Here is a 24516-nt window from a genome sequence, read left to right on the forward strand (position 1 = left end):
ACTACCTGCAATGGCTCGGCGTCGACTGCCTGTGGCTGCCCCCCTTCTTCAAATCCCCCCTGCGCGACGGCGGTTACGACGTCTCCGACTACACCGCCGTGCTGCCCGAGTTCGGTGACCTCGCCGACTTCGTGGAGTTCGTCGACTGCGCGCACCAGCGCGGCATGCGCGTGATCATCGACTTCGTCATGAACCACACCAGCGACCAGCACCCCTGGTTCCAGGCATCACGCGCCGACCCCCACGGCCCGTACGGCGACTACTACGTCTGGGCCGACGACGACAAGCAGTACAGCGACGCCCGCATCATCTTCGTCGACACCGAAGCCTCCAACTGGACCTTCGACCCCGTCCGCAAGCAGTACTACTGGCACCGCTTCTTCTCCCACCAACCCGACCTCAACTTCGAGAACCCGGCCGTGCAGGAAGAGATCGTCTCGGCCCTGCGGTTCTGGCTCGACCTCGGCATCGACGGCTTCCGCCTGGACGCCGTGCCGTATCTGTACGCGGAGGAGGGCACCAACTGCGAGAACCTGCCGCGTACCCATGAGCTGCTGAAGCGGGTGCGCGCGGAGATCGACGCGCATTACCCGGACACGGTTCTCCTTGCGGAGGCGAATCAGTGGCCGGAGGATGTCGTCGACTACTTCGGTGATTTCGCCGAGGGCGGCGACGAATGCCACATGGCGTTCCATTTCCCCGTGATGCCGCGCATCTTCATGGCCGTACGCCGTGAATCGCGCTATCCCGTCTCGGAAATCCTCGCCAAGACCCCCGCGATCCCCTCGGGCTGCCAGTGGGGCATCTTCCTGCGCAACCACGACGAACTCACCCTGGAGATGGTCACCGACGAAGAACGCGACTACATGTACGCGGAATACGCCAAAGACCCCCGCATGCGCGCCAACATCGGCATCCGCCGCCGCCTGGCCACCCTCCTGGACAACGACCGCAACCAGATCGAACTCTTCACCGCCCTGCTCCTCTCCCTCCCCGGCAGCCCGATCCTCTACTACGGCGACGAGATCGGCATGGGCGACAACATCTGGCTCGGCGACCGCGACGCCGTCCGCACCCCCATGCAATGGACCCCCGACCGCAACGCCGGCTTCTCCTCCTGCGACCCCGGACGCCTCTACCTCCCCGCCATCATGGACCCCGTCTACGGCTACCAGGTCACCAACGTCGAAGCCGCCATGAGCAGCCCCTCATCCCTGCTCCACTGGACCCGGCGGATGATCGAGATCCGCAAACAGAACCCCGCCTTCGGCCTCGGCTCGTACACCGAACTGCCCTCCACCAACCCGGCCGTGATCGCCTTCCTGCGCGAAAGCGGCGACGACCTCGTCCTGTGCGTCCACAACTTCTCCCGCTTCGCCCAGCCCACCGAACTCGACCTGCAGGCCTTCAACGGCCGCCACCCCGTGGAGCTGATCGGCGGGGTACGTTTTCCGGCCATCGGTGAACTGCCGTATCTGCTGACCCTCGCAGGGCACGGGTTCTACTGGTTCCGGCTGCGCGACGACTCGGCGTAAGGTCGCCGACACAGGGCACGCGTACACGGGCACGATCCCTACTGGGTGGGTTCCCCTGCCCGATACGTTCCCTGCCCGGTACGTTCCCCGCTCGGCACACCCCCTGCTCGGCACCTCCCTCCGTACCTGACTTGTCCGCGCCGCGGAAAGGACGGGACATCATGTCGGAAGCCGCCACCCGCCCCAGTGCCAACGCCGGCGCGCTCCTCGCGTCGCTCGATCCGCTGCTGCGCGGCTGGCTGCCGCGGCAGCGGTGGTTCGCGGGCAAGGGGCGGCCCATCACGGGATTCGACCTGGTGGCGGCGACCGAACTGCTTCCGCCCGGTGCCGAGCCGGGACTGCTTCATCTGCTCATCCGCGTGCATCAACCGTCCACCGCCGGAGACCGTGAACTCCCCGCCGACTGCTACCAGTTGCTGATCGGCGTACGTACCGAACTCCCGCCCCGGCTCGCGCCCGCGCTGATCGGCCATGTCACCGGCGGCGCGCTGGCCGGGCGGACGGTGTACGAGGCGCTGCACGACCCGCGTCTCGCCGCGCTGCTCCTGGAGCGGCTGCGGGTGCCGGGGCGGCTCGGTGTGCTGCGGTTCGCACGCGCCGAGGGGCCCTCCGGGGGCCCGACGGTCGACATCCCGTCCGGGCTCGCGCCGCGCGCGCTCGGCGCGGAGCAGTCCAACTCCTCACTCGTGTACGGGGATTCGTTCATCCTGAAGCTGTTCCGTCGGGTGGTGCCCGGCGTGAACCCCGACCTGGAGCTGCCGCTCGCGCTGGCCCGGCAGGACTGCCGGCGGGTGCCGCCGCCGGCGGCGTGGATCACGGCTGAGGGCGCCGGCGGCGGGGACGGCGCGGGCGAGCCGCTGGTGCTCGGGGTGCTTCAGCCGTACGTGGCCGGGGCGACGGACGGGTGGGAGCTGGCCCTCCAAGTCCTCGCCAAGGGCGCCGACTTCAGCGAGGAGGCGCGGGCGCTCGGGCGGGCCACCGCCGAGGTGCACGCGGCGCTCGCCGCGGCGCTGCCGACGGTGACGCTCGGCCGCGCACAGGTGGAGCTGCTCGCGTGCCGCATGACGGAACGCCTGGAGGCGGCCGCGCGGGCCGTCCCCGCGCTGCGGCCGTACGCTCCCGCGTTACGTACCGCGTACGAGGCGCTCGCCGATCTGGCCTCCGAAGGCGGTACCGGGCTGACGGCGCAGCGCGTGCACGGTGATCTGCACCTGGGGCAGTGCCTGCGCGCGCCCTCCGGCGAGTGGACCCTCATAGATTTCGAGGGCGAGCCCGCGCGGCCCCTGGCGGAACGCCGCATGCCGCAGCCGCCCGCGCGCGACATAGCGGGAATGCTCCGCTCCTTCGACTACGCGTCCCGCAGCGCTCAGCCCACCCTCGACGCCCTCGATGCCCCTCGGGCAGGGGCGGCTACGTCCGCCTGGTCCTCCCAGTGGGCCGACACCTGCCGCGCCGCGTACTGCGCCGGCTACGCCGACGCCGACGGCCATGACCCGCGTATGTCCCCGGTCCTCCTCCGCGCCCACGAGACCGACAAGGCGGTGTACGAAGCGGTGTACGAGGCCCGCCACCGCCCCGACTGGCTCCCGGTGCCCCTCGCCGCCCTCGACCGCCTGGCGACCGACGCCTCCCTCTGACCCCCGACCCCCTGACAGGAGGCCTCCCCCGTGACCCGCCGCCCCACCTCCAGCACCCCGCCGCAAGAGCCCGCACCCGAGGTCACGCCGACGTCACCGCAACCGGATCCGACGAAGACGGGCGTGGCGCCCAGGCCGGTGAAGTCCGCGCGGGCCAGCGCGCAGGCTGCCGCGCGCGCCGCCGAGGCGGCGGAGTCGGCCGAGGCGGCCGAGGCCGCGAAGACACCTCGGGGGACGGGGAGTGCGCGAGGCGCGAAGACCCCGAAGCCTGCGCGACCGTCGAAGGCCGCGAAGCCGCCACGGGCTGCCAGGACCACGACGCCCGCGAAGCCTGCGCCGAGCGCTGAGGCCACGGCGCCCGCGAAGGCATCGAAGACCGCCAAGACCAAGACACCCGCCAAGGCGGCGACCAACGCCAAGGCGGCGCCCGCGAAGGGCACGAGAGCTGCGAAGCCCACGAAGGCTACGCAGGCAACGAAGGCCGCAGGCGCAGCGGAGAACGCGGCGCCCGCGAAGGGCTCCGCGGGCGCCGAGTCGGCGAAGGCCGTGCCGTCGGCGGCGGCGAAGGCCGAGGTTGCGGCGGCCGCCGCCAACGCGCCCCGGAAAGCGGTCGGTGGCGGGAAGAAGATCGCTGCTGCTGCCGTGCCGAAGGCCAGGGCGGCTTCCGCCGTCGCGGATGGGGCGACGCCCGGGCGGGCGGCGTCCCCGCCCCGCTCCCCCGTGCCGGAGGCAGACCGTGCGCGGCTGCTCGCCGGGACGCATCACGACCCGCACGGCGTGCTCGGCGCGCATCTCACTCCGGACGGCGTCGCCTTCCGCGCGCTGCGCCCGTACGCGCGCGCCGTGACCGTCGTCGCCGGTGAGCTGCGCGCCGAGCTCATCGATGACGGCGGCGGGTTCTTCTCCTCGGTGGTGCCGCTGCGCGCCGTGCCGGATGGCTACCTGCTGCGCGTCGCGTACGAAGAGGCGCTGCAGGAGGTCCCGGACGCGTACGGATTCCTGCCCTCCGTAGGTGATTTCGATCTGCATCTGATCGGTGAGGGGCGGCACGAGCGGCTGTGGGACGCGCTCGGCGCGCGGCCGATGACGCACCAGGGCGTGACCGGCACCCGCTTCACCGTGTGGGCGCCCAACGCCCAGGGCGTGCGGGTCGTCGGGGACTTCAACTACTGGGACGGCAGCGGTTTCCCGATGCGTTCGCTCGGCGGCACCGGTGTGTGGGAGCTGTTCGTGCCGGGGGTCGGCGCGGGTGAGCTGTACAAGTTCCAGATCACGCGGCCCGACGGCGGCATGACGTTCCGCGCGGACCCGCTGGCGCGCCGCACCGAGGTGCCGCCCGCCAACTCCTCCGTCGTCGACGTCTCGCACCACGCGTGGGGGGACGGGGAGTGGATGCGGCGGCGTGGTGACGTACCCGTTCATGAGGCGCCGTTCTCGGTGTACGAGGTGCATCTCGCGTCGTGGCGCCCCGGTCTCACCTACCGGCAGCTCGCCGATCAACTTCCTGCGTACGTAGCCGACTTGGGCTTCACGCACGTGGAGCTGATGCCGGTCGCCGAGCATCCCTTCGGCGGGTCCTGGGGCTACCAGGTCACCGGGTTCTACGCGCCCACCGCCCGTCTCGGCACCCCCGACGACTTCAAGTACCTCGTCGACGCCCTGCACCGGGCCGGCATCGGCGTCCTCATGGACTGGGTGCCCGCGCACTTCCCGCGCGACGACTGGGCGCTGGCCGAGTTCGACGGGCGGCCGTTGTACGAGCACGAGGACCCGGCGCGGGCGGCGCATCCCGACTGGGGCACCCTGGAGTTCGACTACGGACGGAAGGAAGTCCGCAACTTTCTTGTCGCCAACGCCAGTTACTGGTGCGAGGAGTTCCACATCGACGGGCTGCGGGTGGACGCCGTCGCCTCGATGCTCTACCTCGACTACTCGCGTGAGCACGGTGAGTGGAGCCCGAACGAGCACGGGGGGCGGGAGAACCTGGACGCGGTGGCGTTCCTCCAGGAGATGAACGCCACCGTGTACCGGCGCTGCCCCGGCGTCGTCACCATCGCCGAGGAGTCCACTGCCTGGGACGGGGTGACGCGGGCCACCCACCACACCGGGCCCGGCGGCTTCGGCGGCCTCGGCTTCGGGCTGAAGTGGAACATGGGCTGGATGCACGACTCGCTGGGGTATGTGTCCAAGGAGCCGGTGCACCGCAAGTTCCATCACCACGAGATGACGTTCTCGATGGTGTACGCCTACAGCGAGAACTACGTCCTGCCGATCTCGCACGACGAGGTGGTGCACGGCAAGCAGTCGCTGGTCTCGAAGATGCCCGGCGACTGGTGGCAGCAGCGGGCCAACCACCGGGCCTACCTCGGATTCATGTGGGCCCACCCCGGCAAGCAACTCCTCTTCATGGGGCAGGAGTTCGCGCAGGGCGCCGAGTGGTCGGAGGGGCATGGGCCCGACTGGTGGTTGCTCGACCCCGCGTACGGGGCCGAGGCCGATCACCGGGGGGTTCGGGACCTCGTCCGCGACCTCAACGCCACCTACCGGGCGGTGCCCGCGCTCTGGCAGCGCGACACCGACCCCGGCGGGTTCGCCTGGGTCGACGGGGAGGCCTCCGAGGACAACGTCTTCGCCTTCCTGCGCTACGACACGGAGGGCTGGCCGCTTCTTGCCGTGTCCCACTTCTCGCCCGTGGTGCGGAGCGCCTACCGGCTGGGGGTGCCGGAGGAGTACGCCGCGTGGCAGGAGGTCCTGAACACGGATGCCGTCCGATACGGCGGAGGTGGCGTCGGCAACCCCGGCACCCTAAAGCCGGACGCCGTCCCCGCACACGGGCGTGCCGCCTCCCTGCGCCTCACCTTGCCGCCCCTCGCCACGGTGTGGCTGCGCCCGGCCTAGCCGTCTTCGTCTGCGGGTCCGTGGGCGGTGCCCGCCGCTACCGCGGCGGGAATCTCCCACCCGCCCACCCGTTTGCCGTCACGGGCGGGCGGGTGGGAAGTCCCGCCGCGTCAGCGGGTGGGCTGGTGCAGCGGCGTCAGCGCCGAGGGCAGGGGCCCGGTGTGGAGGATGCCCAGGCGCTGTGTGGCCCGGGTCAGGGAGACGTACAGGTCACTCGTGCCGTACAGAGCGGGTTCCACCACCAGCACCGTGTCGAACTCCAGGCCCTTGGCCTCGCGGGGGTCGAGGAGGACGACGGGCCGCGTCAGGTCGACGCCTGCGCCGGGCGGCGGGACGTCGGGGAGCTTGCCCGCGAGGACGGCGTGGAGTTCGCGCGGGGCGATGACGGCGAGCCGCCCCACGGCAGCGCTCTCCTCGGACCCCGCGTCCGCGGACACCCCGCCCCCAAACACCGCGTCAGCGGACACCGCCTCAGCCACCGCCGCCGCGAGATCGTCCACCCTCCGCGCCCACGGCCGCACCCCGGTCGACCGTACCGACGACGGGGGCTCGAAGCCGGGAACCCCGGCGGCGCGCGGGACCTCCGCCGCGACGTCCATGATTTCCGCGGGCGTGCGGTAGTTGACGCCGAGGCGGGCGTACTCCCAGCGGTCCTGGACGTACGGAGTGAGGATGTCCTGCCAGGAGCCGACCCCGCCGGACTCGGCGGTCTGGGCCGGGTCGCCGACGAGGGTCATGGACCGCGTCGGCGACCGCCGCATCAACAGCCGCCACGCCATCGCGGACAGCTCCTGCGCCTCGTCGACGATGATGTGGCCGAACGCCCAGGTCCGGTCGGCCGCGGCCCGCTCGGCGGCACTGCGGTGGTCGGCCTCCTCCTGGCGCTCGGCCATCCGCTCGGCGTCGATGATGTCGTGCGCGAGGAGTACCTCGGCATCTTCGTCGTCCTTGTCCTCGAACTCGTAGGTGCGGGAGGCGTACGAGACGTCGAGCACGCCCTGCGCGTACGCGACGGACCGCTGCCGCTCCGCCTCCGCGCGGGCCCGCGCCGCGCTGTCGTCCTTGCCGAGCAGTTCGGCGGCCTCGTCGAGGAGCGGAACGTCGGCCGGGGTCCACGCGGCCCCCGGGGCGCGCCGGATCGCGGCGGCGTCCTCGGCGGACAGGTGCGCGGGCTCGGCCAAATAATCCGTGACGAAGCGCTCCGGCGTGAGCGTGGGCCACAGCTCTTCCAGGGCCGCGTGCACCTCGGCGCTGACGGCGACACCCTTGCCGAGCTGGGCGATGTCGTCGGGCCCGAGGAAGTTGGGCCCGCCGTACGGGTCGTGGCCGATGCGTTCGGCGAGCTGGCGGGTGAGCGCGTCGATGACGTGGAAGGCGAACGTGGGCCGCGCCAGGTTGTACGGCAGGTCCGCCTCGCGCGCGGCGGCCCGCGCCTCGTACGCGATCTCCCAGTCCAGGATCAGGTCGCCGTCGTCGTGCTCGATGATCAGCGGCGCACCGGGCTCGGGCAGCAACTGCCGGTCCCGCAACGCCCGCGCAAGCACGTCGGCCATCCCGGCCCGCCCCTTGACCTCGGCCGCCGCGGCCGAGTCGGTGCCGGTCGCGGTCACCCCGGGGAACAGCTCGCCGAGCGTCGCGAGCAGCACACCGGTCTCGCCGAGCGCGGGCAGCACCTCGCCGATGTAGCCGAGGAAGGCCGGGTTCGGGCCGACGACGAGGACGGCCCGCTTGGCGAGCAGTTCCCGGTGCGCGTACAGCAGGAACGCGGCGCGGTGCAGCGCCACGACCGTCTTGCCGGTGCCGGGCCCGCCCTCGACGACGAGCACACCCCGGTGCGGGGCGCGGATGATGCGGTCCTGCTCGGCCTGGATGGTCTGCACGATGTCGTGCATGCGGCCGGTGCGCGCGGAGTCGAGGGCCGCGAGCAGCACCTCGTCGGCGTCCGCGGCCTCATGGCCGGTGCGGGTGGTGTCGGTGAGGTCCAGGATCTCGTCGTGCAGGGCCGTGACCTCTCGGCCCTCGGTGGTGATGTGCCGGCGCCTGCGCAGACCCATCGGGGTGTGGCCGGTCGCCAGATAGAAGGGCCGCGCCACTTCCGCACGCCAGTCGATCACCAGCGGAGTGCGCTCGGTGTCGGACGCGCGGATTCCGATGCGCCCGATGCGGTGATCCCGCCCGTCACGGAATTCAAGGCGTCCGAAGCAGAGACCGTTCTCGCCCGCGTCCAGGGCGGCGAGCACCCCGGACTGCTCGGCCACCATGACATCGCGCTCCAGACGCGCCTGCAGACCGTTCCCCACCTGCGCCAATGACGCCTGCACGGTGGACTCGGCCTCCTCGCGCAGCGCGTCGAGGCGCGCGTACAGCCCGGAGACGAATTGCTGCTCTTCCCGCAATTCCTCGGTTGACAATTCAGCCCCTCGCCAGTTACAGTGCTCTTATACAGATTCCCGCGTTGCCCCCTTGCGCATTCGAGTACGCATTTGGGCAGGGCTTCGCGAAAGAATCCAATATACGCAGAGAAAAGCCCCGGACGTCAATGCGTCCGGGGCTTTTCTCCATTCGCGCGCCCGTTTCGGGCGCCCGCCGTGCTCAGAGCACGGCGCTCAGAGCACGCCCGCGCCCTCCAGGTCCGTGAGCAGCCGCCGCTTCGCCCGCGCGCCCACGCTCTGCCACACCGGCTCCCCGTCGCGGAACACCATCAGCGTCGGCGTCGACAGGACCCCGTACGCCACCGTCGTCTCCGGGTTCCTGTCCACGTCGAGCCGCACCACCTTCAGGCGTTCCGCCTCGTCCCTGGCGATCTCGCCGAGGACCGGCGTGAGCTGCCGGCACGGCCCGCACCACTCCGCCGTGAACTGCACCAGGACCGGCCGGTCCACCCCCAGGACCTCGAACCCGAAGTCCCCGTCGGTCACCTCGCCCAGCCCGTCCGCCTTCATCACGCTCATGCCGTACCCCTCAGTTCGCACCGCGGCTCCGGACCACCCGGAGCCGCCCCCGCGTCGGCGGCGAGCCCCGCCATCGCCTCCTCGGCACGCGCCAACTGCGCGCCCACCTGCGCCCGCACGGCGCTCAACTCGCCGATCAGCGCGTCGAGTTCACCGAGCTTGCGGCGGTAGACGGCGACGGACGCCGGACACGAATCGCCCGCCGGATGCCCCGACCGCAGACACTCCACGAACGGCCGGGTCTCCTCCAGCTCGAACCCGAAGTCCTGCAAGGTCCTGATCTGCTCAAGGAGCCGTACGTCGTCGTCGCCGTACGCGCGATAACCGTTGCCGTCGCGCCGCGCGGGCAGCAACCCGCGCGACTCGTAGTAGCGCAGCGTCCGCGTGGTGGTTCCCACGCGCCGCGCGAGCTCGCCGATTCGCATGCCTCGACGGTAATCCTTGACGTCGGCGTCAACGCCAGGGCCGGAGTCCAAGACATTTCCTGTCCGGGCAAGTTCCTGTCCGGGGTCAGGGGCCAGGCGGCCAAGACGTCACGCGGGGTTGCGGACGCCCTCCACGACAGCCGTCCAGCTGTCGGCCCCGTGCCCGAGGTCCACCGCCCGCTTCGCCACGTCCCGCACGCCCCGCAGCACGGAGACGTCCAGGCCGCGGCGCTCCGCGGCGTGCAGGATGTGCTCGACGCCCGCCAGCTCCACGGCCAGATTCCCCTCGGCGCCCGGGTACTCGCCGCCGTCCATCTCCTTCGCCGTCTCGTCGATCACCAGGTCGAGCAGCGAGATGTGGGCCTTGAGGAACGGGGCGAGGGCCTCGGCCCGAACGCCGTCCTTGGCGGCGAGCGCGTACCCGTGCACCAGGCCGGACATCGACGTCCAGAAGAAGTCGAGCATGGACAGGTCGTAGACGGCGGCGAGGCCGTGGTCCGCGCCGACGTACGCGGACTGGCCGCCCAGGGACTTGAGCACGTCCTCGTGCTTCTTGTACGCGGACTCGTCACCGGAGTAGAAGATCAGCGCCTCCGGGGTGCCGATCATGATGGTCGGGATCATGACCGCGCCGTCGAGGTAGGCGATGCCGTGCCCCGCCGCCCACTCGGCCGCCTCGCGGGCGCGCTCCGGGGAGTCCGAGGTGACGTTCACCAGGACGCGCCCGGCGAGGTCGGCGGCGAGGGGTTCCAGGATCGACTGGGAGGCGTCGTAGTCGACGACGCACACGACCACGACCTCACCGGCGCGCACCGCCTCCGCCGCGGTCGCTGCACGCGTCGCGCCCCCGGCGACCAGGTCATCGCCCTTGCCCGCCGTACGGTTCCAGATCGTCGTCGGATGACCGGCCTTGAGGAAGGCCCCCGCGAGGGCCTGGCCCATGGCGCCGAGGCCGATCACGGTGACGGGCGTGGTGGTGGGGGTGGTGGTCGTGGGGTTCGCGGAGTTTTCCGACTTCGTCGTGGTTGCCATGCGTCCATCGTTGATCGACACACCCCTCGTAACAAGTACCTACTATTTTGTGAGGTACTCACCAAAAGGTAAGCAAGCGACGGCCTCGCGTACGCGTGAGGCCTCGTACTCCTGCGTGCCCACCGTCTCCAGCGCCAGCGAGGCCAGCGCGCAGCCGAGCCGTGCCGAGCGTTCGGCCCGCCATCCCCGTACGACGCCCGCGAGGTAGCCGGCACGGAAGGCGTCGCCCGCGCCCGTCGGGTCGGCGATGGTGCGCGCGGGCACGGCGGGCAGCCGCAGCGGTGCGTCGCCCGCGCGGGCGACGGTCACACCGTCCGCGCCGAGCGTGGTGATCCAGGAGCCGACGCGGGCGAGGACCTCGTCCTCGGTCCAGCCGGTGTGCTTGAGGAGCAGGCTCGCCTCGTACGCGTTGGTGAACAACAGGCTCGCGCCGTCGACGAGTTGGCGGGTCTGTTCGCCGTCGAGGCGGGCGAGCTGCTGGGAGGGGTCCGCCGCGAACGGGACGCCCATGGCCTTGCAGGACGCCGTGTGGCGGAGCATCGCGCGGGGGTCGTCCGCGCCGATGTGGACCAGCAGGAAGCCGCCCGCGCGCGGGGCGAGGGCGGCGAGGTCGATGGTGTGGGCCTCGGCCATCGCGCCGGCGTAGAAGGTGGCGATCTGGTTCTGGTCGCGGTCGGTGGTGCAGACGAAGCGCGCGGTGTGGCGGCGTTCGCTGATGTGGACGCCCAGGGTGTCGACGCCCGCCGCGCGCAACCGGGCCGCGTGCTCGGCGAAGTCCCGCCCGGCGGCGCCCACCAGGAACGGCCGCAGGCCGAGGCGCCCGAGCCCGAAGGCGATGTTGGCGGCCACGCCGCCGGGCCGCACCTCCAGTTCGTCGGCGAGGAAGGAGAGGGACACGCGGTCGAGCCGGTCGGGGACGAGCTGCTCGGTGAACCGGCCCGGGTAGGTGAGGAGATGGTCGGTCGCGAGGGAGCCGGTGACGGCGATCCGGGCGGCGGGCGCTCCGAACGCCACGTCGAGCTCCGGCACGGGTATCGCTCCGGAGTCCACATCAAGTCCCGGCACCTGCCGGATCTCTGACACCACCTCAGCCCCCCGCCGCCGCGCGCAACGTGTCCGCCCGGTCCGTGCGTTCCCAGGTGAAGTCCGGCAGTTCACGGCCGAAGTGTCCGTACGCCGACGTCTGCGCGTAGATCGGCCGCAGCAGGTCCAGGTCGCGGATGAGCGCGGCCGGGCGCAGGTCGAAGACGTCCGTGATGGCCTGCTCGATGCGCGCCTGGGACACCGTCGCGGTGCCGAAGGTCTCCACGAACAGGCCCACCGGCTCCGCGCGGCCGATGGCGTACGCGACCTGCGCCTCGCAGCGCCGCGCGAGCCCCGCGGCGACCACGTTCTTGGCCACCCAGCGCATCGCGTACGCCGCCGAACGGTCCACCTTGGAGGGGTCCTTGCCGGAGAACGCGCCGCCGCCGTGCCGCGCCATCCCGCCGTACGTGTCGATGATGATCTTCCGCCCCGTCAGGCCCGCGTCGCCCATCGGGCCGCCGATCTCGAAGCGGCCCGTCGGGTTCACCAGGAGCCGGTAGCCCTCGGTGCCCAACTCGGTGCCCTCCTCCCGCAGTTCCTCAAGGACCTGGTCCACGACGAACTTGCGGATGTCGGGGAGCAGCAGCGCGTCGAGGTCGATGTGGGCGGCGTGCTGGGAGGAGACGACGACGGTGTCGAGACGTACAGGCCGGCTGCCCTCGTACTCGATGGTCACCTGGGTCTTGCCGTCCGGGCGCAGATACGGCACCGAGCCGTTCTTGCGGACCTCGGTGAGGCGCCGGGCGAGGCGGTGCGCGAGCTGGATGGGCAGCGGCATGTACGACGGCGTCTCGTCGGTGGCGTACCCGAACATCATCCCCTGGTCGCCCGCGCCGCCGGTGTCCACGCCCTGCGCGATGTCGGGCGACTGCGCGCCGATCGACAGGGAGACCCCGCAGGAGGTGCCGTCGAAGCCCTTCGCCGATGAGTCGTAGCCGATCTCCACTATGGCGTCGCGGACGAGCTGGGGCATGGGGGCGTACGCGGTGGTGGTGACCTCGCCCGCGAGGTGCACGAGCCCCGTGGTGATCATGGTCTCCACGGCGACGCGGGCCGTGGGGTCGGCGCTCAGCAGGGCGTCGAGGACGGTGTCGCTGATCCGGTCGGCGATCTTGTCGGGGTGGCCTTCGGTGACGGATTCGGAGGTGAACAGGCGTCGTGGCATCAACTCGTCCTTGTCAGTTGTCAGTTGTGGCGTCAGTTGTGGTGGCAGTTGTGGTGCGGGTGGGCAGTTCAGGTACGGCGGTTCGGTGCGGCGGTTCAGTACGTCGAGCAGCAGGGCCGTCACAGCCACGCGGCCGCCGCCCCGAGCAGCAGCAGATTGCAGACGCCCTGTGCGGCGGCGCAGGCGAGGGCGGAGCCGGTGACGGCGCGGCAGACGCCGAGGGCGAGGCCCATCAGGAACACCGAGGGCAGCAGCCCACAGAGCACCTTCAGGTTGAAGGGGTTGAGGCCGTAGTCGCCGACGTGGACGGCCGCCCAGCCGGCCGCCGTGGTCACCACGGCCGCGTAGCCGCCCCAGCGGACCTCGACGGCGCGGTACAGGACGCCGCGGTAGCAGACCTCCTCGACCAGCGGCACGAGCACGCCGAGGGCGAGGACCATCGCGACCACGTCGGCCCAGGGCGCCCCCGGCACCATGCCTTCGAAGAGCTTGGGCATCCACGTGGTCCAGTTGTCGTCGCCGTCGCCGAAGGCGTCACGGGTGGCGAGGAACGTCTGGCCGTAGACGACGGCCACCAGGGCGGTGCCGAGGACGGCGGGCACGAGGGCGGACCGGCGCACCCCGGCGGCGGCCCAGTCCGTGCGCGGAAGGACCAGGAGCACCGCCGCGCTCAGCGCCACGGACAGGACCATCACCACGAAGGTGAAGGCCCCGGCGACGCGCACCGCCGCGAGCACCGCGAACAGCGCGGCGGCCGAGGTCACCGGGTACGCGGCGTGGTGCAGCCGCAGCCGGTCGAGCCTGCCGGGGCGGGCCGGGCCGGGCTCGGGCGCCCCGGGTGCGGGGGTGCCGGATCCCGGGGTGCCCGGCTCGTCGTGGATCTCCAGCGTCATGCGCGTCACCCCGCCGGCACCTTGTCGAGGCGGCGCCCGCGCACACCGAAGCTGGGCAGCCACCAGTTGTACTTGCGCAGGAGCAGCAGGGTGGCCGGGACGAAGAGCATGCGGATGACGGTGGCGTCGAGCAGCACGGCGAGCCCGAGCCCGGCGCCGTACTCCTGGAGCATCAGCGTGGACGAGAGCGCCATCGTGCCGAGGCTGCCCGCCATCACCAGGCCCGCCGCGTTGATGACGCGCCCGGTGTCGACGACGGCCCGCATCGTGGCCTCCTCCTGCGACAGACCGCTGCGCAGCAGGTCGCGGACGCGGGTGACGAGGAAGATCTCGTAGTCCATGCCGAGCCCCATCATCAGGACGGTGAGGAAGATCGGCAGATCGTCGATGATCGCCTCGCCGCGCCAGTGGTGGAAGATCAGCACGGTGAGGCCGACGGCCCAGACGTTGCTGAGCATGATGGTGGCGATCAGCCGCAGCGGTACGAGCAGCGAGCGCAGCGTGAACATCAGCATCACGAAGACGCCGACGCTGACGAGGGCGACCATCTGCCAGAAGCTGGAGCTGAGCGCGTTCCCGTACTGCCGGTCGACCTGCGTGGTGCCGCCGATCTCCAACTCGGCAACCCCGCCGCCCTGTTGTTCGGTGACGCGTTCGAGGCGGCTGACCGTGGCGGCGGCCTCCTTCGCGTACGGATCGTCGTCGAGGGCGACGACGAAGCGCAGGGTGCCGTCGCGGGAGACGTAGTCGTCGAGGAGGGGGCGGCCCGCGTCGGCGAGCTGCCCGTCGGACCAGCGCTTGCCGAAGGGGTGGGTGGCCGAGTCCACGGACGCGACACCGGGGACGGCGTTCAGGCGTTCGGTGAGCCGGGACACCGCCTGCCGCCCTTCGGCGGTGAGGACGCCGTCGCGTACGACGCCGGGGTCCGCGCGGCCGACGGCGATCGTCGGCATGACGGCGGCGTCGCCCCACTGGTCCGCGACGACCTCGAAGCCCTCGCGGGAGTCGGTCGCCGGGCTCAGCGCGACCGGGTCGGACGTCGAGCGGTTGCCCGCGACGAGCAGCGCGAAGGGGATGGTCGCGGCGAGGAACGCCACCACGATCCACACCTTGCGGCGGCGCGCGAACTCGGCGGTGCGGCGCAGGTGTCTGCCCATCGCGCCGGTGTGTTCGAGGTCGGCGAGCGGCCCGCGGCCCACCGCGAAGAAGCGGTCGCCGAGCAGCACGAGCAGGCAGGGCGTGAGGGTGAGCGCGGCGGCGAGCACGATGGGGATGCCGATGAGCCCGCCGTAGCCGAGCGGCGGGATCCAGTCCACGGGCGAGAGCAGCGTCGCGCCGAAGGCGAGGGCCACCGCGCCCGCGGCGAGCAGCATGCTCTCGCCCGCGTGCACGGTGGCGTGCACGGCGGCTTCCCTCGGATCGCGTCCGGCGAGGCGTTCCTGCCGGTAGCGCGAGGACAGCAGCATGCTGTAGTCGACGCCCGCGCCCAGCATCACGAACGTCATGATGGTGACGGTGAACTGAGTGAGCGTCACATGCTCGCCCAGCGCGTGCAGCCCCGCCTGGCTGACGTTCATGGACAGGCCGATGACGGCCAGCGTGAGGACCGCGGGCACCAGGGCGCGGAAGAACACCAGCAGGATGACGAAGATGATGACGTACGCCACCGACTCCATCAGCGAGTTGTCCGCCTCGGCCTTCTCGTACGTGTCGTGGATGAGCGCGAGCTCTCCGGTGACGTGCACCTCGGCGCCCTTGGCGCTGCCGCCGCCTTCGGCGAGCAGGTCGCGGGCGGTGTCGCGCAGCCACTCCACGTCGGGGTCGGCACCGGCCTTGTCCGTGTAACTGACCGACGCGAGCGCGGACTTGCCGTCGCCGGAGATCAGCCGCGCCACGGCGTCGCCCGGCACGGGCAGCGGGAAGTCGCGCCAGTCGGTGTCCGCCGCGAACTTGCCCGCGACGCGGGGCACGGCCGCCGCGTCGGGCGCCGTCGCGGCCTCGCGCGCGGGTGCGGCGAGCGCGGCGGGGACGCGTTCGGCGGCCACCTCGCGGTCGACGAAGGCGCGCTGCCCGGCGGGGTCGTCCGCCGCCGCCCGCGCGCGGTCGCGTACGCCGGTGAGGAAGGCGGCGGTCGCGTCGCGGTACAGCGTGTACGCGGACGACGTGCGCTCCACCTCGCCGTCCGCGCGCAGCTTCGCGAGCCGGGCGTCCAACTGGGCGAACAGGGACCGCACTTCGCCGTCGCGCACGTCGGGCGCCTCGACGACGACGGTCACCTCCCGCTCCGAGCGGTGCGGGAAGGCCTTCTTCGTCAGCTCGTCGGCGCGGGCGCTGCTGGTGCCGGGGACGACCTTGGACGCGCCCTGGTCGGTGAGGGCGTCGTCGAGCCCCATCGCGTACGGCGTGCACACCGCGATGAGCACCGCCCACGCGAGGATCACGGTCTTGGGCCGCCTGGCGAGCCTCTCCGCGAAGCGGTGCAGCGCCCGCTGGACGGCGCCGCGCGCCGCGCCTGGCGGCACCCGGGAGCCGTCGCCCGGCGGCGTCGGCGCGGGCGGATCGGCGGCCCTGGTCGGGTTCGTCATGCGACGCCGGCCTCCTCGCCGGCGCGGGCCCCGTGCCGGGCGCGGGGCGTGACGGGCTTGGCGCCGGTGACCACGACGAAGGTGTGCTGGATCTCCAACGCGCCCTTCTTCTCGAGGAGTTCGGCGAGCCCTGCCTCGACGCGGTCGAGGACGAGCTGCTCGCGCTCGTTGTCCACGGCCGTCTTGAACCCGGCCGCCGCGCCCGAGCGCTGCACCCACTCCAGGACGGCCGCGGGCGTGTGGGCCGGGATGACCTGGGCGCCGTCCCGCTGCCCGGTGACGGTCAGGCCCGCCTTGCCGAACCAGCGGGCCACCGTCGCCGCGTTCTTCGGCAGCGCCACCCTGATGAGGCTGGTGAGCAGCGAGGGGTCGTCGGCGAAGACCTTCTCCAGGCCCTCGGTGAGCGCCTGGTGGGCGTCGGCCCGCGTCTCGATGACCATGACGCGCCCGCCGGGCCGCAGCACCCGCACGATCTCCGCGAGCAGCTTGGGCGGCTTGGTGTAGCAGATCGCCCAGCCGACGACGACCAGGTCGGCGCTGCGGTCGGGAAGCCCGCGGATGAACGAGTCCATGTCCCCCACGGACAGCTCGACGCCGACCCCGGGCGTGCCCGCGGTGAGCGCGTGCACCTTCCTCTTGGCGACGTCCAGCATGCCGGGCGACTTGTCGACGGCCCGCACGACGCCCCGGCCGTCGAGCCTTCGTATGATCTCAGCCGTCAAGTGCCCGGTACCACAGGCGAGTTCGACGACGCTGTCACCGGGCGCGATGGGTACCTCGTCGAGCGCGGCGGTGGAGTGTCCCCCCATGACGGGGCTGAAGAACGTGTCGTAGTCAGAACTGGCCGCGTCGTAGTCCGCAGTCGGATCGGCGTGCGCCCGATTGAGCGCGAGACGCAGGGCACGGGCGGCGAGGCGTATACGGGACATGTGGCGGCTCCTTGGGTGGTCGCGGCTAACAGGTCGGTGTTCGGTGGTCGGCGCGTGCCGAGCCGCGTTCAGCCGCTCGGCGCGTACCGAGCCGCGTTCAGCCGGCAGGTATGAGCCCGTCCGGCGATTGAGGACGAGCCGCGAAGCGGCGAAAAGGGGGGCAAGGGGGCGAAGCCCCCGTGAGAACTCACCCGACCGGCAGGGAAGTACGCACCGTGCGGGCAAGGCACAACAGCCCCGCCGCACAGGCGAACGCCCCCACCGCCCCGCGCGCCTGCGGCAGCCAACAGGCGGCGGCAAGACCGCCCGTCGCGAGGGAGGCCACGGCCAGGGCGGCCGAGGGCAGACCGACGGCGGCCGAGGCGGCGTACACACCCCGGACCGCCGCGAACGCGGCCGCCCCGGCGCACCCACAAAGCGCCACCACGGCCCCCACGGCCACTCCCCCGGCGCCGCTGCACAGCAAAGCCGTACCGAGAACGAGCAACGCGGCGGCGACCCCGGGGCGAGGGTCACCGCCACGCCACCCGCGGCCACCGCGGCGCGCGAGAACCGCGCCCACGGCGAGCGAGAGGCCCCAGGCGAGCAGAGTGCCCCGGGGCAAGTCGACCCCGCCCGCCGGGGCGAGGCAGGCCACGGCGGACACCCCGCCCGCGCCCGCAGCCGCGACGAGGGCGAGTGCCGGGCCCGCGGGGTCGGCGTCCGCGGGCCGGGCGGCATCGACGTGTCCCGAACGGACCGAGCGGCCCGGACGGCCCGAACGCCCCCCGGCGGCCGAGAGGTTCACGCCGCGCTCGCCGAGGAGGCGACCCGCTCGGCGGCGCGCCGCAACTCCGGCTCAGCGCCGAGGACTTCGACGACGCGGTCGAGCTGGTCGTGGGTGTGGGTGGCCATGTAGCTGGTGCGCAGCCGGGGCGTGGCGGCGGGCGGCAGGACCGGGTTGACGTAGACGCCCGCGCGGATCAGGCGTTCCCAGATGGCGAGGGTGCCCTGGGCGTCGGGCACCGGGACGGGGATGATCGGCGTGGTGCTGTCGCCGGTGCCGACGCCTGCTTCGGCGAGCCCGCGCCGTACGCGGTCGGCCTTGGCCCGCACGGCCGTGGTGAGGTGCGGTTCGGCGCGCAGTATGCGCAGCGCGGTGAGGGCCGCGGCGGTGCTCGCCGGGGTCATGGAGGCGCTGAACATCAGGCTGCGGGCCTTGTGCTTGAGGTAGTGGACGGCCTCCTCGCTGCCGGCGACCGCGCCGCCGAGCGAGGCGAGGGACTTGCTGAAGGTGACGGTTATCAGGTCGACCTGGTCGGTGAGGCCGAAGTGGGCGGCGGTGCCGCGGCCGCCCGCGAGGACGCCGAGCCCGTGCGCGTCGTCCACCAGGATCCGCGCGCCGTACTGGGCGCAGACCGCGGTGAGGGCGGGCAGGTCGCAGATGTCTCCTTCCATCGAGTAGACGCCGTCGACGATGACGAGCCGGGCGGCGTCGTCGGGCAGTTGCTCCAGGGTCCGGCGCAGGCCTTCGGCGTCGTTGTGCGGGAACCTGCGCAGCTTGGCGCCGCTGAGCCGGACGCCGTCGACGAGGGAGGCGTGCGCGTCCCGGTCGACTACGGCGTAGTCGCGGGCGGTGAGCAGTCCGGCGAGGGCGCCGAGGTTGGCCTGGTAGCCGGTGGACAGGACGACGGCGGCGGGCTTGCCGAGGAAGTCGGCGAGCTCGGCCTCCAGTTCCTCGTGCAGATCGGTGTTGCCGTTCAGGAAGCGGGAGCCGGTGCTGGAGCTGCCGTACCGCTCTAGGGCGCCGCGGGCGGCGGCGTGGACGCGGGGGTCGGCGGTGAGGCCCAGGTAGTTGTTCGAGCCGCACATGATCAGTTCCCGTCCGCTCCTGCGTACGGTCGCGCCCTCCTGCCCGGCCAGGGGCAGGAAGTAGGGGTAGAGACCGGCCTTCATCAGGTCGGATGCCGCGGTATAGCCCGCGAAGCGAGAAAAGAGGTCGGGTGGTTCCGATGCATTGAACATTTATTTCCCTCTGTGAATTCAGGCGCTTCCCGTGAAGAATTGGGCGCGTTCGAGCGGCCCGGGATTCAGGGATGCGCGCAGGACTTTGCATGCCGCCGGATTCCCCTGGGAACGGGCAGGCGCAAGCGCCGCCGGAGGGTGTCGGGAGCATGGGAGCGAACCGGTGCATGAGCCCGCCGCTGCCGCCGCGGACCGGGAAAGGTCGCCTTTGACCTGGACGGATACCGGCCCCTGCGGGCAGCGTGAAGCCCCGCGGGCAGCGGGCGCGCAGGGCCCGCCGACCGGTGAACACAGAGAGTTAATACGCAGATGACTCGAACATGAGGCCCCCGATTGATGATCAGTTCTGGCCGGGATTCGTCGACCGAATCAGCCAGGCAGCGACTTTAGACAACTTTCGTCGAAAGCGTCAACCAATCTCTTGACGTAACCGGTGTGACGAAATCCAGAATTAACCGTTCCGTTTTCCGTGCGCCCCCCCCTGAATGCCCGTCGCACCACGTCATGCGCCATGCTAGCCTGCATTCGACCGTCCGGACGGTCGGAAACTCGGAAACGTAAAGATCGCTAATAGAGATCAATTACGGCTCAAGCCCCGGCGACGACCGAAAGACGGTGTGAAGCGTGCGCAACCGGCTCCTGAACGCGGCGGAGAGACTCCTGGTCAAGCAGGGCGTGGACGCCATCCGCCTGGAAGCGGTGGCGGCCGAGGCCGGGGTGAGCAAGGGCGGCCTGCTCTACCACTTCCCGACGAAGCTGGCCCTCGTGCAGGGCGTGGTCGAGCGCCTGGCGGACCGCTTCGAGGAGGTGCTGCCGGGACCGGACGCACCACCGGGCGCGTACGCCCGCGCGTGGCTCGACGCCTCGATCCCACCCGAGGCCCCCGAGGGCGAGTCCACCCCTTCCGACTCGGTCCCCGTCGCCCTCCTCGCGGCGGCCAACGGCCCGGAGGTGCTCGGCATCCTCCAGGGGCGCTACCAGGTCTGGCAGGAACGCCTGGAGCGGGACGGCCTGCCGCCCGGCGTCGCCACCCTCGTCCGCATGGCCGTCGACGGCTGGTGGACCGCCCGCCTCCTCGGCCTCGCCGACCCCAAGGGCGAACAGCACGTCCAACTACGGCGCCTGGTCCATGACTTGACCGAGCAGTACGCGGACGGACAGACGAAATCGAACGCGATGACGAAACCGAACTCGACGACGAACGCGAAGGAGTCGGCCTGATGGGCATCGTCCTGGTGGCCGGGGCCATCGTCTCCGAGATCGCCGCCACCCTCTCGCTGCGCGCCTCGCACGGCCTGACCCGCCTCGGCCCGAGCATCCTGGTGGTCGTGGGCTACGCGGCCGCGTTCGTGATGCTCGCGCAGGCCCTCAAGACCCTGCACGTCGGGCCCGTGTACGCGGTGTGGTCCGGGCTCGGCACGGTCGGCGCCCTGGCCGGCGGCGTGCTCCTGTTCGACGAGAACGTGCGGCTGGCGACGGTCGCGGGCGCGCTGCTCATAGTGGCGGGAGTAGCGGTCATGTACGTGGGCGGGGGCCTGGAGCACTGATGGCCCAGGCACCACCGAAGCCCCGCACCGACCTTCCGCACACTCATGGGCTCGCCGCCGTCAAGATCGCCATGCTGGTCACCGACCTCGGCTTCCTCGCGTACTGGAGCGCCGCGCTGCTCGCCCTGATCCCCGCCGAGTACGCGTACAAGGACTACGGCGACCCGGTGATGAGCGACTGGAACTACTCGTTCCTGCCGCTGGACGTCGCCGCGAGCGCGACCGGGCTCGCCTCCCTGTACCTGTGCCGCCGCGAGCGCCGCGACGGCCGCCCGCACCGGATCGCCTGGCGCCCCCTCATGCTGGTCTCCCTCACCCTCACCAGCACCGCGGGCCTGCAGGCGGTCGTCTTCTGGGCGCTGCGCGGCGACTGGTCCCCGACGTGGTGGATCCCGAACCTGGCGCTGCTGCTGTTCCCCGTGCCCGCGATCGCGCGGCTGCTGCGGCGCGACGGCCCTGCGGGGCCGGTGGTGCGGTGAGCGACCGACGCTCCGCCCTGCCGTCACCTCACCGCATCGGACGGTACGACCCCGCCGTGAAGAACCCGCCGCCGTTCTCACCGAGGCGGCCGGGGCGCGGGCCGCGTGGACGGCCACCACCGTCGCCGTCGCTATCGTCATCGTCGTCGTCGAACCCGTCCTCCAGGTCATCGGGGTCCTCGTCGCCCGCGACGCCGAGCAGCCGCCGCGTCAACTGGTCCTGGTCCGACAGGAGTTCATCGACCGCCGCACGGATGTCCTCAGCGGCCGTGTCCGCGTCGCGCTCCGCCGCGATGAGGACGGCGCGCCGCACCAGTTCCTTCGCGAACGACGCCGTCGTGCCCTCCGTGCGCTCGACGATCTCCTCCGTGACCTCGTCGCCGAGGCCGAGCCCGCCGCCGTACAGATCGAGGAGACGACGTCGGCCGACGGCGTCCGGCAGCGGGATCTCGACGGCGAGGTCGACGCGGCCGGGGCGCTGGGCGAGGGCGGGCTCCAGGAGGTCGGCGCGGTTGGTGGTGAGCAGGAAGGCCACGTCGGCGTCGTCGCCGAGGCCGTCCATCTCGTTCAACACCTGGAAGAGCAGGGGCTGTTCGCCGCCGCCGTAGTCCCGCGACTCGGCGATGAGGTCGCAGTCCTCCAGGATGACGAGGGCGGGCTGGAGCATGCGGGCGAGGGCGCAGGCCGGGCCGATGGCGCCGATGGTGGTGCCGGACAGCAGGACGACGGTGAAGTCCGGCAGGTCCGAGAGGAGATAGCGGATCGTGTGCGTCTTGCCGGTGCCGGGCGGGCCGTACAGGAGCAGTCCGCGGCGCAGGTGCTGGCCCGCCGCGCGCAGCCGCTCGCGCTGCCGGGCGACGCCGACGACCTGCCGCTCCACCCGGTCGAGCAGTCCGTCGGGCAGCACGATGCCGTCGCGGGTCAGGCCCGCGCGGCGGTGGAAGCGGAACGGGCCGAGGCCTTCGCCGAAGGCGTCGCCCTCGAAGGACAGGACCTGGCCGCGGTAGATGTTGTGCTCCCGCAGGAACGCGTCGATGCCCGCGATGAGCCGCCGGGCGGTGTCGCGGGACGCGGCGAGGACTTCGAGCTGGATCTTCTCGCGGCCGTAGTCCTCGCTCGTGCCGCGAAGGAGGACGACGCAGCGCTCCTCGGCGCCGTCGGCGGTGCGCTCCGAGCCGAGGTAGAACCCGAAGGACACGCAGGCGAGTTCGTCGTCCGGCGAGATCGGCAGGTGGGTGTAGTCGACGGCGCCGATGACGAACTTGTCGTAGCGGTCTGCGGATTCGATGATCTCCGAGAGCGCGTAGTGGTTGCGGTGGTCGGAGCCCGTCATGCCGATCAGTTCGTACGTGCGTGAGTCGGCGGTGAACCAGTGCTCCAGGGCGAGGTGGACGTTCGGGTGGTCGTACGCCGCGTACGTGGCCTTGACCACGGGGGCGTCGCCGGGCTCGATGCCGAGGTGGTCGCGGAGGCGGGCGGTGAGGTCGCGGTCCGAGCCGTTGGTCCGGGGCGGGCGGGCGACCGCCTCCAGGAACTCCTCGAAGAGCTGGCTCACGCGCGTCAGGTCGGCACCTCCGCCGTCGGACGGTCCCGCCTTCGCGATCTCCGTCACCTTGTCCCCCTGGTCCATGGTCGTCCTCTCCGCGCAACGCTTGCCGCTGGTCATGCGGCGCCGGTATTTCCGGTCTCTCAGCGTGGGCGGCGGCGGGGGTGCCGTGCAACCGTATTGCCGCCCCCTGAACGGCTCGCGGCCAACTCCCCCGTGGCTTCGGGAACTTGACGACGTACAGCCATTGACGGCACCCCCGTCCACAACTACAAAACCCTGAGAGCGCTCTCAGGAATTCACCCCCGTCCCCTGCCCGGAGGTGCACCATGAGCACCACCTTCCGCGACGCCCTCTTCAGGTACAGACACCGCACCCCCCTCCTCGCCGGACTCGCCGCCGTCGGCCTGATGGCCGCCCTGATGACGCCGGGCCAGGCCCGGGGTGACGTACCCCCCGCCCCCGGCTGGACCCTGCAGTGGAGCGACGACTTCAACGGCCCCGCCCGCTCGCTGCCCTCCGCCGCGAACTGGCAGATCGACACCGGCCACAACTACCCGGGCGGGCCCGGGAACTGGGGCACCGGCGAGATCCAGAACTACACCTCGTCCCCCGACAACCTGAGCCTGGACGGCAACGGGAACCTGCGCATCACGCCCCTGCGGGACGGCTCCGGGAACTGGACCTCGGGCCGCATCGAGACGAAGCGCGCCGACTTCAAGGCGCCGACGGGCGGCACCCTCGCCATCGAGGGCCGCATCCAGATGCCGAACGTCACCGGCGAGCAGGCGCTCGGCTACTGGCCCGCCTTCTGGGCGCTCGGCGCGCCCTACCGCGGCAACTACTGGAACTGGCCGTCCATCGGCGAGTTCGACGTCATGGAGAACGTCAACGGCATCAACTCGGTCTGGGGCGTGCTGCATTGCGGCGTGAACCCCGGGGGCCCCTGCAACGAGACCAACGGCATCGGCGCCAACCGCGCCTGCCCCGGGGCCTCGTGCCAGTCCGCCTTCCACACGTACCGCTTCGAGTGGGACCGGTCCGCCAGCCCCAACGTCCTGCGCTGGTACGTCGACGGGCAGCTCTACCACAGCGTGGACCAGAACCGGGTGGGCGCCGAGGCGTGGAACAACATGACGAACCACGCGGGCTACTTCATCCTCCTGAACGTGGCGATGGGCGGCGCGTTCCCGGACGGGGTCGCCGGGCGTGCCACGCCGGTCCCGGCCACCGTGCCGGGGCGGGCGATGGCCGTCGACTACGTCGCGGTGTGGACGCGGGGCGGCGGGGGCGGCGACCCCGACCCCGGTACGCCGTCGTCGCTGCACCTGCGCCCCGGCGGCACGCTCGGCGCGCCCGCGGGCTCCGCGGCGGCCACCACGCTCGCCTCGGCGGGCGGCGCCAACCACGACGGCACGCCGCACGCGGCCCAGACCTTCACCGCGACGGGTGTGAACGGCACGTACAACGGCGGGTCCACGGACTTCGACCTGTTCGTCGACGCGGGCTCTTCGGTCGCCAACGGGCAGCAGGTGCGGGTGAGTTACGACCGTACGGGCGACGGGTCGTGGGAGCGTACGGAGACGTATCAGTACTTCGCCACCGATCCCGTGCCCGGCTATGAGCATTACACGCAGGCCAAGGGCCTGAAGTCGGCGACGGGCGCGCACGGGACGATGGCGGGCGGCACGGTGCGGGTCGAGGTGTGGAACGCGATCGGGAACGCGTCCAGCACGGTCGGCACGGGCAACCAGTCGGTCGTCCGGATCCCGTACAGCTCGGGCGCCGCGCGGTAGCGGTACCC

Annotated in this window: 19 protein-coding genes; 7 read left to right on the forward strand and 12 right to left on the reverse strand. The window is 71.8% G+C overall.

Annotated elements, in window-relative coordinates; all coding sequences use genetic code 11:
- The 3 genes from treS to glgB form a co-directional block, all read left to right on the forward strand.
- Positions 1–1535, forward strand: a 1535-nt coding sequence (gene treS / locus IEY91_RS00005) for a maltose alpha-D-glucosyltransferase (RefSeq protein ID WP_189172377.1), incomplete at its 5' end; no start/stop codon positions are given.
- A gap of 161 nt (positions 1536–1696) precedes the next feature.
- Entirely contained in the window at positions 1697–3172 is a 1476-nt protein-coding gene (locus IEY91_RS00010) for a maltokinase N-terminal cap-like domain-containing protein (protein ID WP_189172378.1), read from the forward strand.
- A 30-nt stretch (positions 3173–3202) separates the two neighbouring features.
- Complete coding sequence (gene glgB / locus IEY91_RS00015; RefSeq protein WP_229696602.1) at positions 3203–6070, forward strand: 1,4-alpha-glucan branching enzyme; 2868 nt, start codon at positions 3203–3205, stop codon at positions 6068–6070.
- A gap of 110 nt (positions 6071–6180) precedes the next feature.
- Here the strand turns inward: glgB and IEY91_RS00020 are convergent, their stop codons facing one another.
- The 11 genes from IEY91_RS00020 to IEY91_RS00070 form a co-directional block, all read right to left on the reverse strand.
- Positions 6181–8481, reverse strand: coding sequence for a HelD family protein (locus IEY91_RS00020; RefSeq protein WP_189172379.1), 2301 nt, complete (start codon positions 8479–8481; stop codon positions 6181–6183).
- A gap of 195 nt (positions 8482–8676) precedes the next feature.
- Positions 8677–9021: a thioredoxin family protein gene (locus tag IEY91_RS00025; RefSeq protein WP_373287860.1), complete on the reverse strand. Its 345-nt coding sequence runs from the start codon at positions 9019–9021 to the stop codon at positions 8677–8679.
- Positions 9018–9446 carry a MerR family transcriptional regulator gene (locus IEY91_RS00030; protein ID WP_189172380.1) on the reverse strand — a complete coding sequence of 143 codons (429 nt, stop codon included), beginning with the start codon at positions 9444–9446 and terminating at the stop codon, positions 9018–9020. The genes IEY91_RS00025 and IEY91_RS00030 overlap by 4 nt, the downstream gene beginning before the upstream one ends.
- Before the next feature lie 108 nt (positions 9447–9554).
- Positions 9555–10478, reverse strand: a complete 924-nt coding sequence (locus tag IEY91_RS00035) for an NAD(P)-dependent oxidoreductase (RefSeq protein WP_189172381.1) — start codon at positions 10476–10478, stop codon at positions 9555–9557.
- Positions 10479–10520: 42 nt separating this feature from the next.
- A complete protein-coding gene (locus IEY91_RS00040; protein WP_164328177.1) occupies positions 10521–11465 on the reverse strand; it encodes a carbohydrate kinase family protein in 945 nt (314 codons plus the stop codon).
- 100 nt (positions 11466–11565) lie between these two features.
- Positions 11566–12729 carry a methionine adenosyltransferase gene (metK, locus tag IEY91_RS00045; protein ID WP_189172757.1) on the reverse strand — a complete coding sequence of 388 codons (1164 nt, stop codon included), beginning with the start codon at positions 12727–12729 and terminating at the stop codon, positions 11566–11568.
- Between the two features lie 119 nt (positions 12730–12848).
- On the reverse strand, positions 12849–13622 hold the full coding sequence (locus IEY91_RS00050; protein WP_229696668.1) for a CPBP family intramembrane glutamic endopeptidase: 774 nt from the start codon (positions 13620–13622) through the stop codon (positions 12849–12851).
- A 5-nt stretch (positions 13623–13627) separates the two neighbouring features.
- Positions 13628–16207 carry an MMPL family transporter gene (locus tag IEY91_RS00055; RefSeq protein ID WP_229696603.1) on the reverse strand — a complete coding sequence of 860 codons (2580 nt, stop codon included), beginning with the start codon at positions 16205–16207 and terminating at the stop codon, positions 13628–13630.
- Entirely contained in the window at positions 16204–17136 is a 933-nt protein-coding gene (locus IEY91_RS00060) for a class I SAM-dependent methyltransferase (RefSeq protein ID WP_189172382.1), read from the reverse strand. The genes IEY91_RS00055 and IEY91_RS00060 overlap by 4 nt, the downstream gene beginning before the upstream one ends.
- 187 nt (positions 17137–17323) lie before the next feature.
- Positions 17324–17923 carry a hypothetical protein gene (locus IEY91_RS00065; protein WP_189172383.1) on the reverse strand — a complete coding sequence of 200 codons (600 nt, stop codon included), beginning with the start codon at positions 17921–17923 and terminating at the stop codon, positions 17324–17326.
- Positions 17920–19140: an aminotransferase class I/II-fold pyridoxal phosphate-dependent enzyme gene (locus IEY91_RS00070; RefSeq protein ID WP_189172384.1), complete on the reverse strand. Its 1221-nt coding sequence runs from the start codon at positions 19138–19140 to the stop codon at positions 17920–17922. Before IEY91_RS00070 ends, IEY91_RS00065 begins: the two co-directional genes overlap by 4 nt.
- A 624-nt stretch (positions 19141–19764) precedes the next feature.
- On the opposite strand from IEY91_RS00070, the gene IEY91_RS00075 reads away from it, so the two are divergent.
- From IEY91_RS00075 to IEY91_RS00085, 3 genes are read left to right on the forward strand one after another with little or no spacing between them, the layout of a single operon-like run.
- Positions 19765–20361 carry a TetR/AcrR family transcriptional regulator gene (locus tag IEY91_RS00075; protein ID WP_164320456.1) on the forward strand — a complete coding sequence of 199 codons (597 nt, stop codon included), beginning with the start codon at positions 19765–19767 and terminating at the stop codon, positions 20359–20361.
- Positions 20361–20687, forward strand: a complete 327-nt coding sequence (locus IEY91_RS00080; protein ID WP_164320458.1) for a DMT family transporter — start codon at positions 20361–20363, stop codon at positions 20685–20687. Before IEY91_RS00075 ends, IEY91_RS00080 begins: the two co-directional genes overlap by 1 nt.
- Positions 20687–21166 carry a DUF5360 family protein gene (locus IEY91_RS00085; RefSeq protein ID WP_204328004.1) on the forward strand — a complete coding sequence of 160 codons (480 nt, stop codon included), beginning with the start codon at positions 20687–20689 and terminating at the stop codon, positions 21164–21166. Before IEY91_RS00080 ends, IEY91_RS00085 begins: the two co-directional genes overlap by 1 nt.
- A gap of 28 nt (positions 21167–21194) precedes the next feature.
- On the opposite strand, the gene IEY91_RS00090 is transcribed toward IEY91_RS00085, so the two are convergent.
- Positions 21195–22832 (reverse strand): AAA family ATPase, encoded by a 1638-nt coding sequence (locus tag IEY91_RS00090; RefSeq protein WP_189172385.1) that lies wholly within the window; start codon positions 22830–22832, stop codon positions 21195–21197.
- A gap of 209 nt (positions 22833–23041) precedes the next feature.
- Between IEY91_RS00090 and IEY91_RS00095 the strand changes: the two genes are divergently transcribed.
- The gene (locus IEY91_RS00095; RefSeq protein WP_189172386.1) at positions 23042–24508 is read left to right on the forward strand and encodes a glycoside hydrolase family 16 protein; all 1467 of its coding nucleotides are present in this window, start codon (positions 23042–23044) and stop codon (positions 24506–24508) included.
- The last annotated feature ends 8 nt before the right edge of the window (positions 24509–24516 follow it).

Source organism: Streptomyces lasiicapitis (assembly GCF_014646335.1).
Classification (GTDB): Bacteria; Actinomycetota; Actinomycetes; order Streptomycetales; family Streptomycetaceae; genus Streptomyces; species Streptomyces lasiicapitis.

What these genes read in the sequence shown, in the direction of transcription:
- IEY91_RS00010 (WP_189172378.1), top strand. Translation starts at nt 1,697, where the DNA reads ATGTCGGAAGCCGCCACCCGCCCCAGTGCCAACGCCGGCGCGCTCCTC.
- IEY91_RS00025 (WP_373287860.1), bottom strand. Translation starts at nt 9,021, where the DNA reads ATGAGCGTGATGAAGGCGGACGGGCTGGGCGAGGTGACCGACGGGGAC.
- IEY91_RS00030 (WP_189172380.1), bottom strand. Translation starts at nt 9,446, where the DNA reads ATGCGAATCGGCGAGCTCGCGCGGCGCGTGGGAACCACCACGCGGACG.
- IEY91_RS00035 (WP_189172381.1), bottom strand. Translation starts at nt 10,478, where the DNA reads ATGGCAACCACGACGAAGTCGGAAAACTCCGCGAACCCCACGACCACC.
- metK (WP_189172757.1), bottom strand. Translation starts at nt 12,729, where the DNA reads ATGCCACGACGCCTGTTCACCTCCGAATCCGTCACCGAAGGCCACCCC.
- IEY91_RS00050 (WP_229696668.1), bottom strand. Translation starts at nt 13,622, where the DNA reads ATGACGCTGGAGATCCACGACGAGCCGGGCACCCCGGGATCCGGCACC.
- IEY91_RS00055 (WP_229696603.1), bottom strand. Translation starts at nt 16,207, where the DNA reads ATGACGAACCCGACCAGGGCCGCCGATCCGCCCGCGCCGACGCCGCCG.
- IEY91_RS00060 (WP_189172382.1), bottom strand. Translation starts at nt 17,136, where the DNA reads ATGTCCCGTATACGCCTCGCCGCCCGTGCCCTGCGTCTCGCGCTCAAT.
- IEY91_RS00070 (WP_189172384.1), bottom strand. Translation starts at nt 19,140, where the DNA reads ATGTTCAATGCATCGGAACCACCCGACCTCTTTTCTCGCTTCGCGGGC.
- IEY91_RS00080 (WP_164320458.1), top strand. Translation starts at nt 20,361, where the DNA reads ATGGGCATCGTCCTGGTGGCCGGGGCCATCGTCTCCGAGATCGCCGCC.
- IEY91_RS00085 (WP_204328004.1), top strand. Translation starts at nt 20,687, where the DNA reads ATGGCCCAGGCACCACCGAAGCCCCGCACCGACCTTCCGCACACTCAT.
- IEY91_RS00090 (WP_189172385.1), bottom strand. Translation starts at nt 22,832, where the DNA reads ATGACCAGCGGCAAGCGTTGCGCGGAGAGGACGACCATGGACCAGGGG.
- IEY91_RS00095 (WP_189172386.1), top strand. Translation starts at nt 23,042, where the DNA reads ATGAGCACCACCTTCCGCGACGCCCTCTTCAGGTACAGACACCGCACC.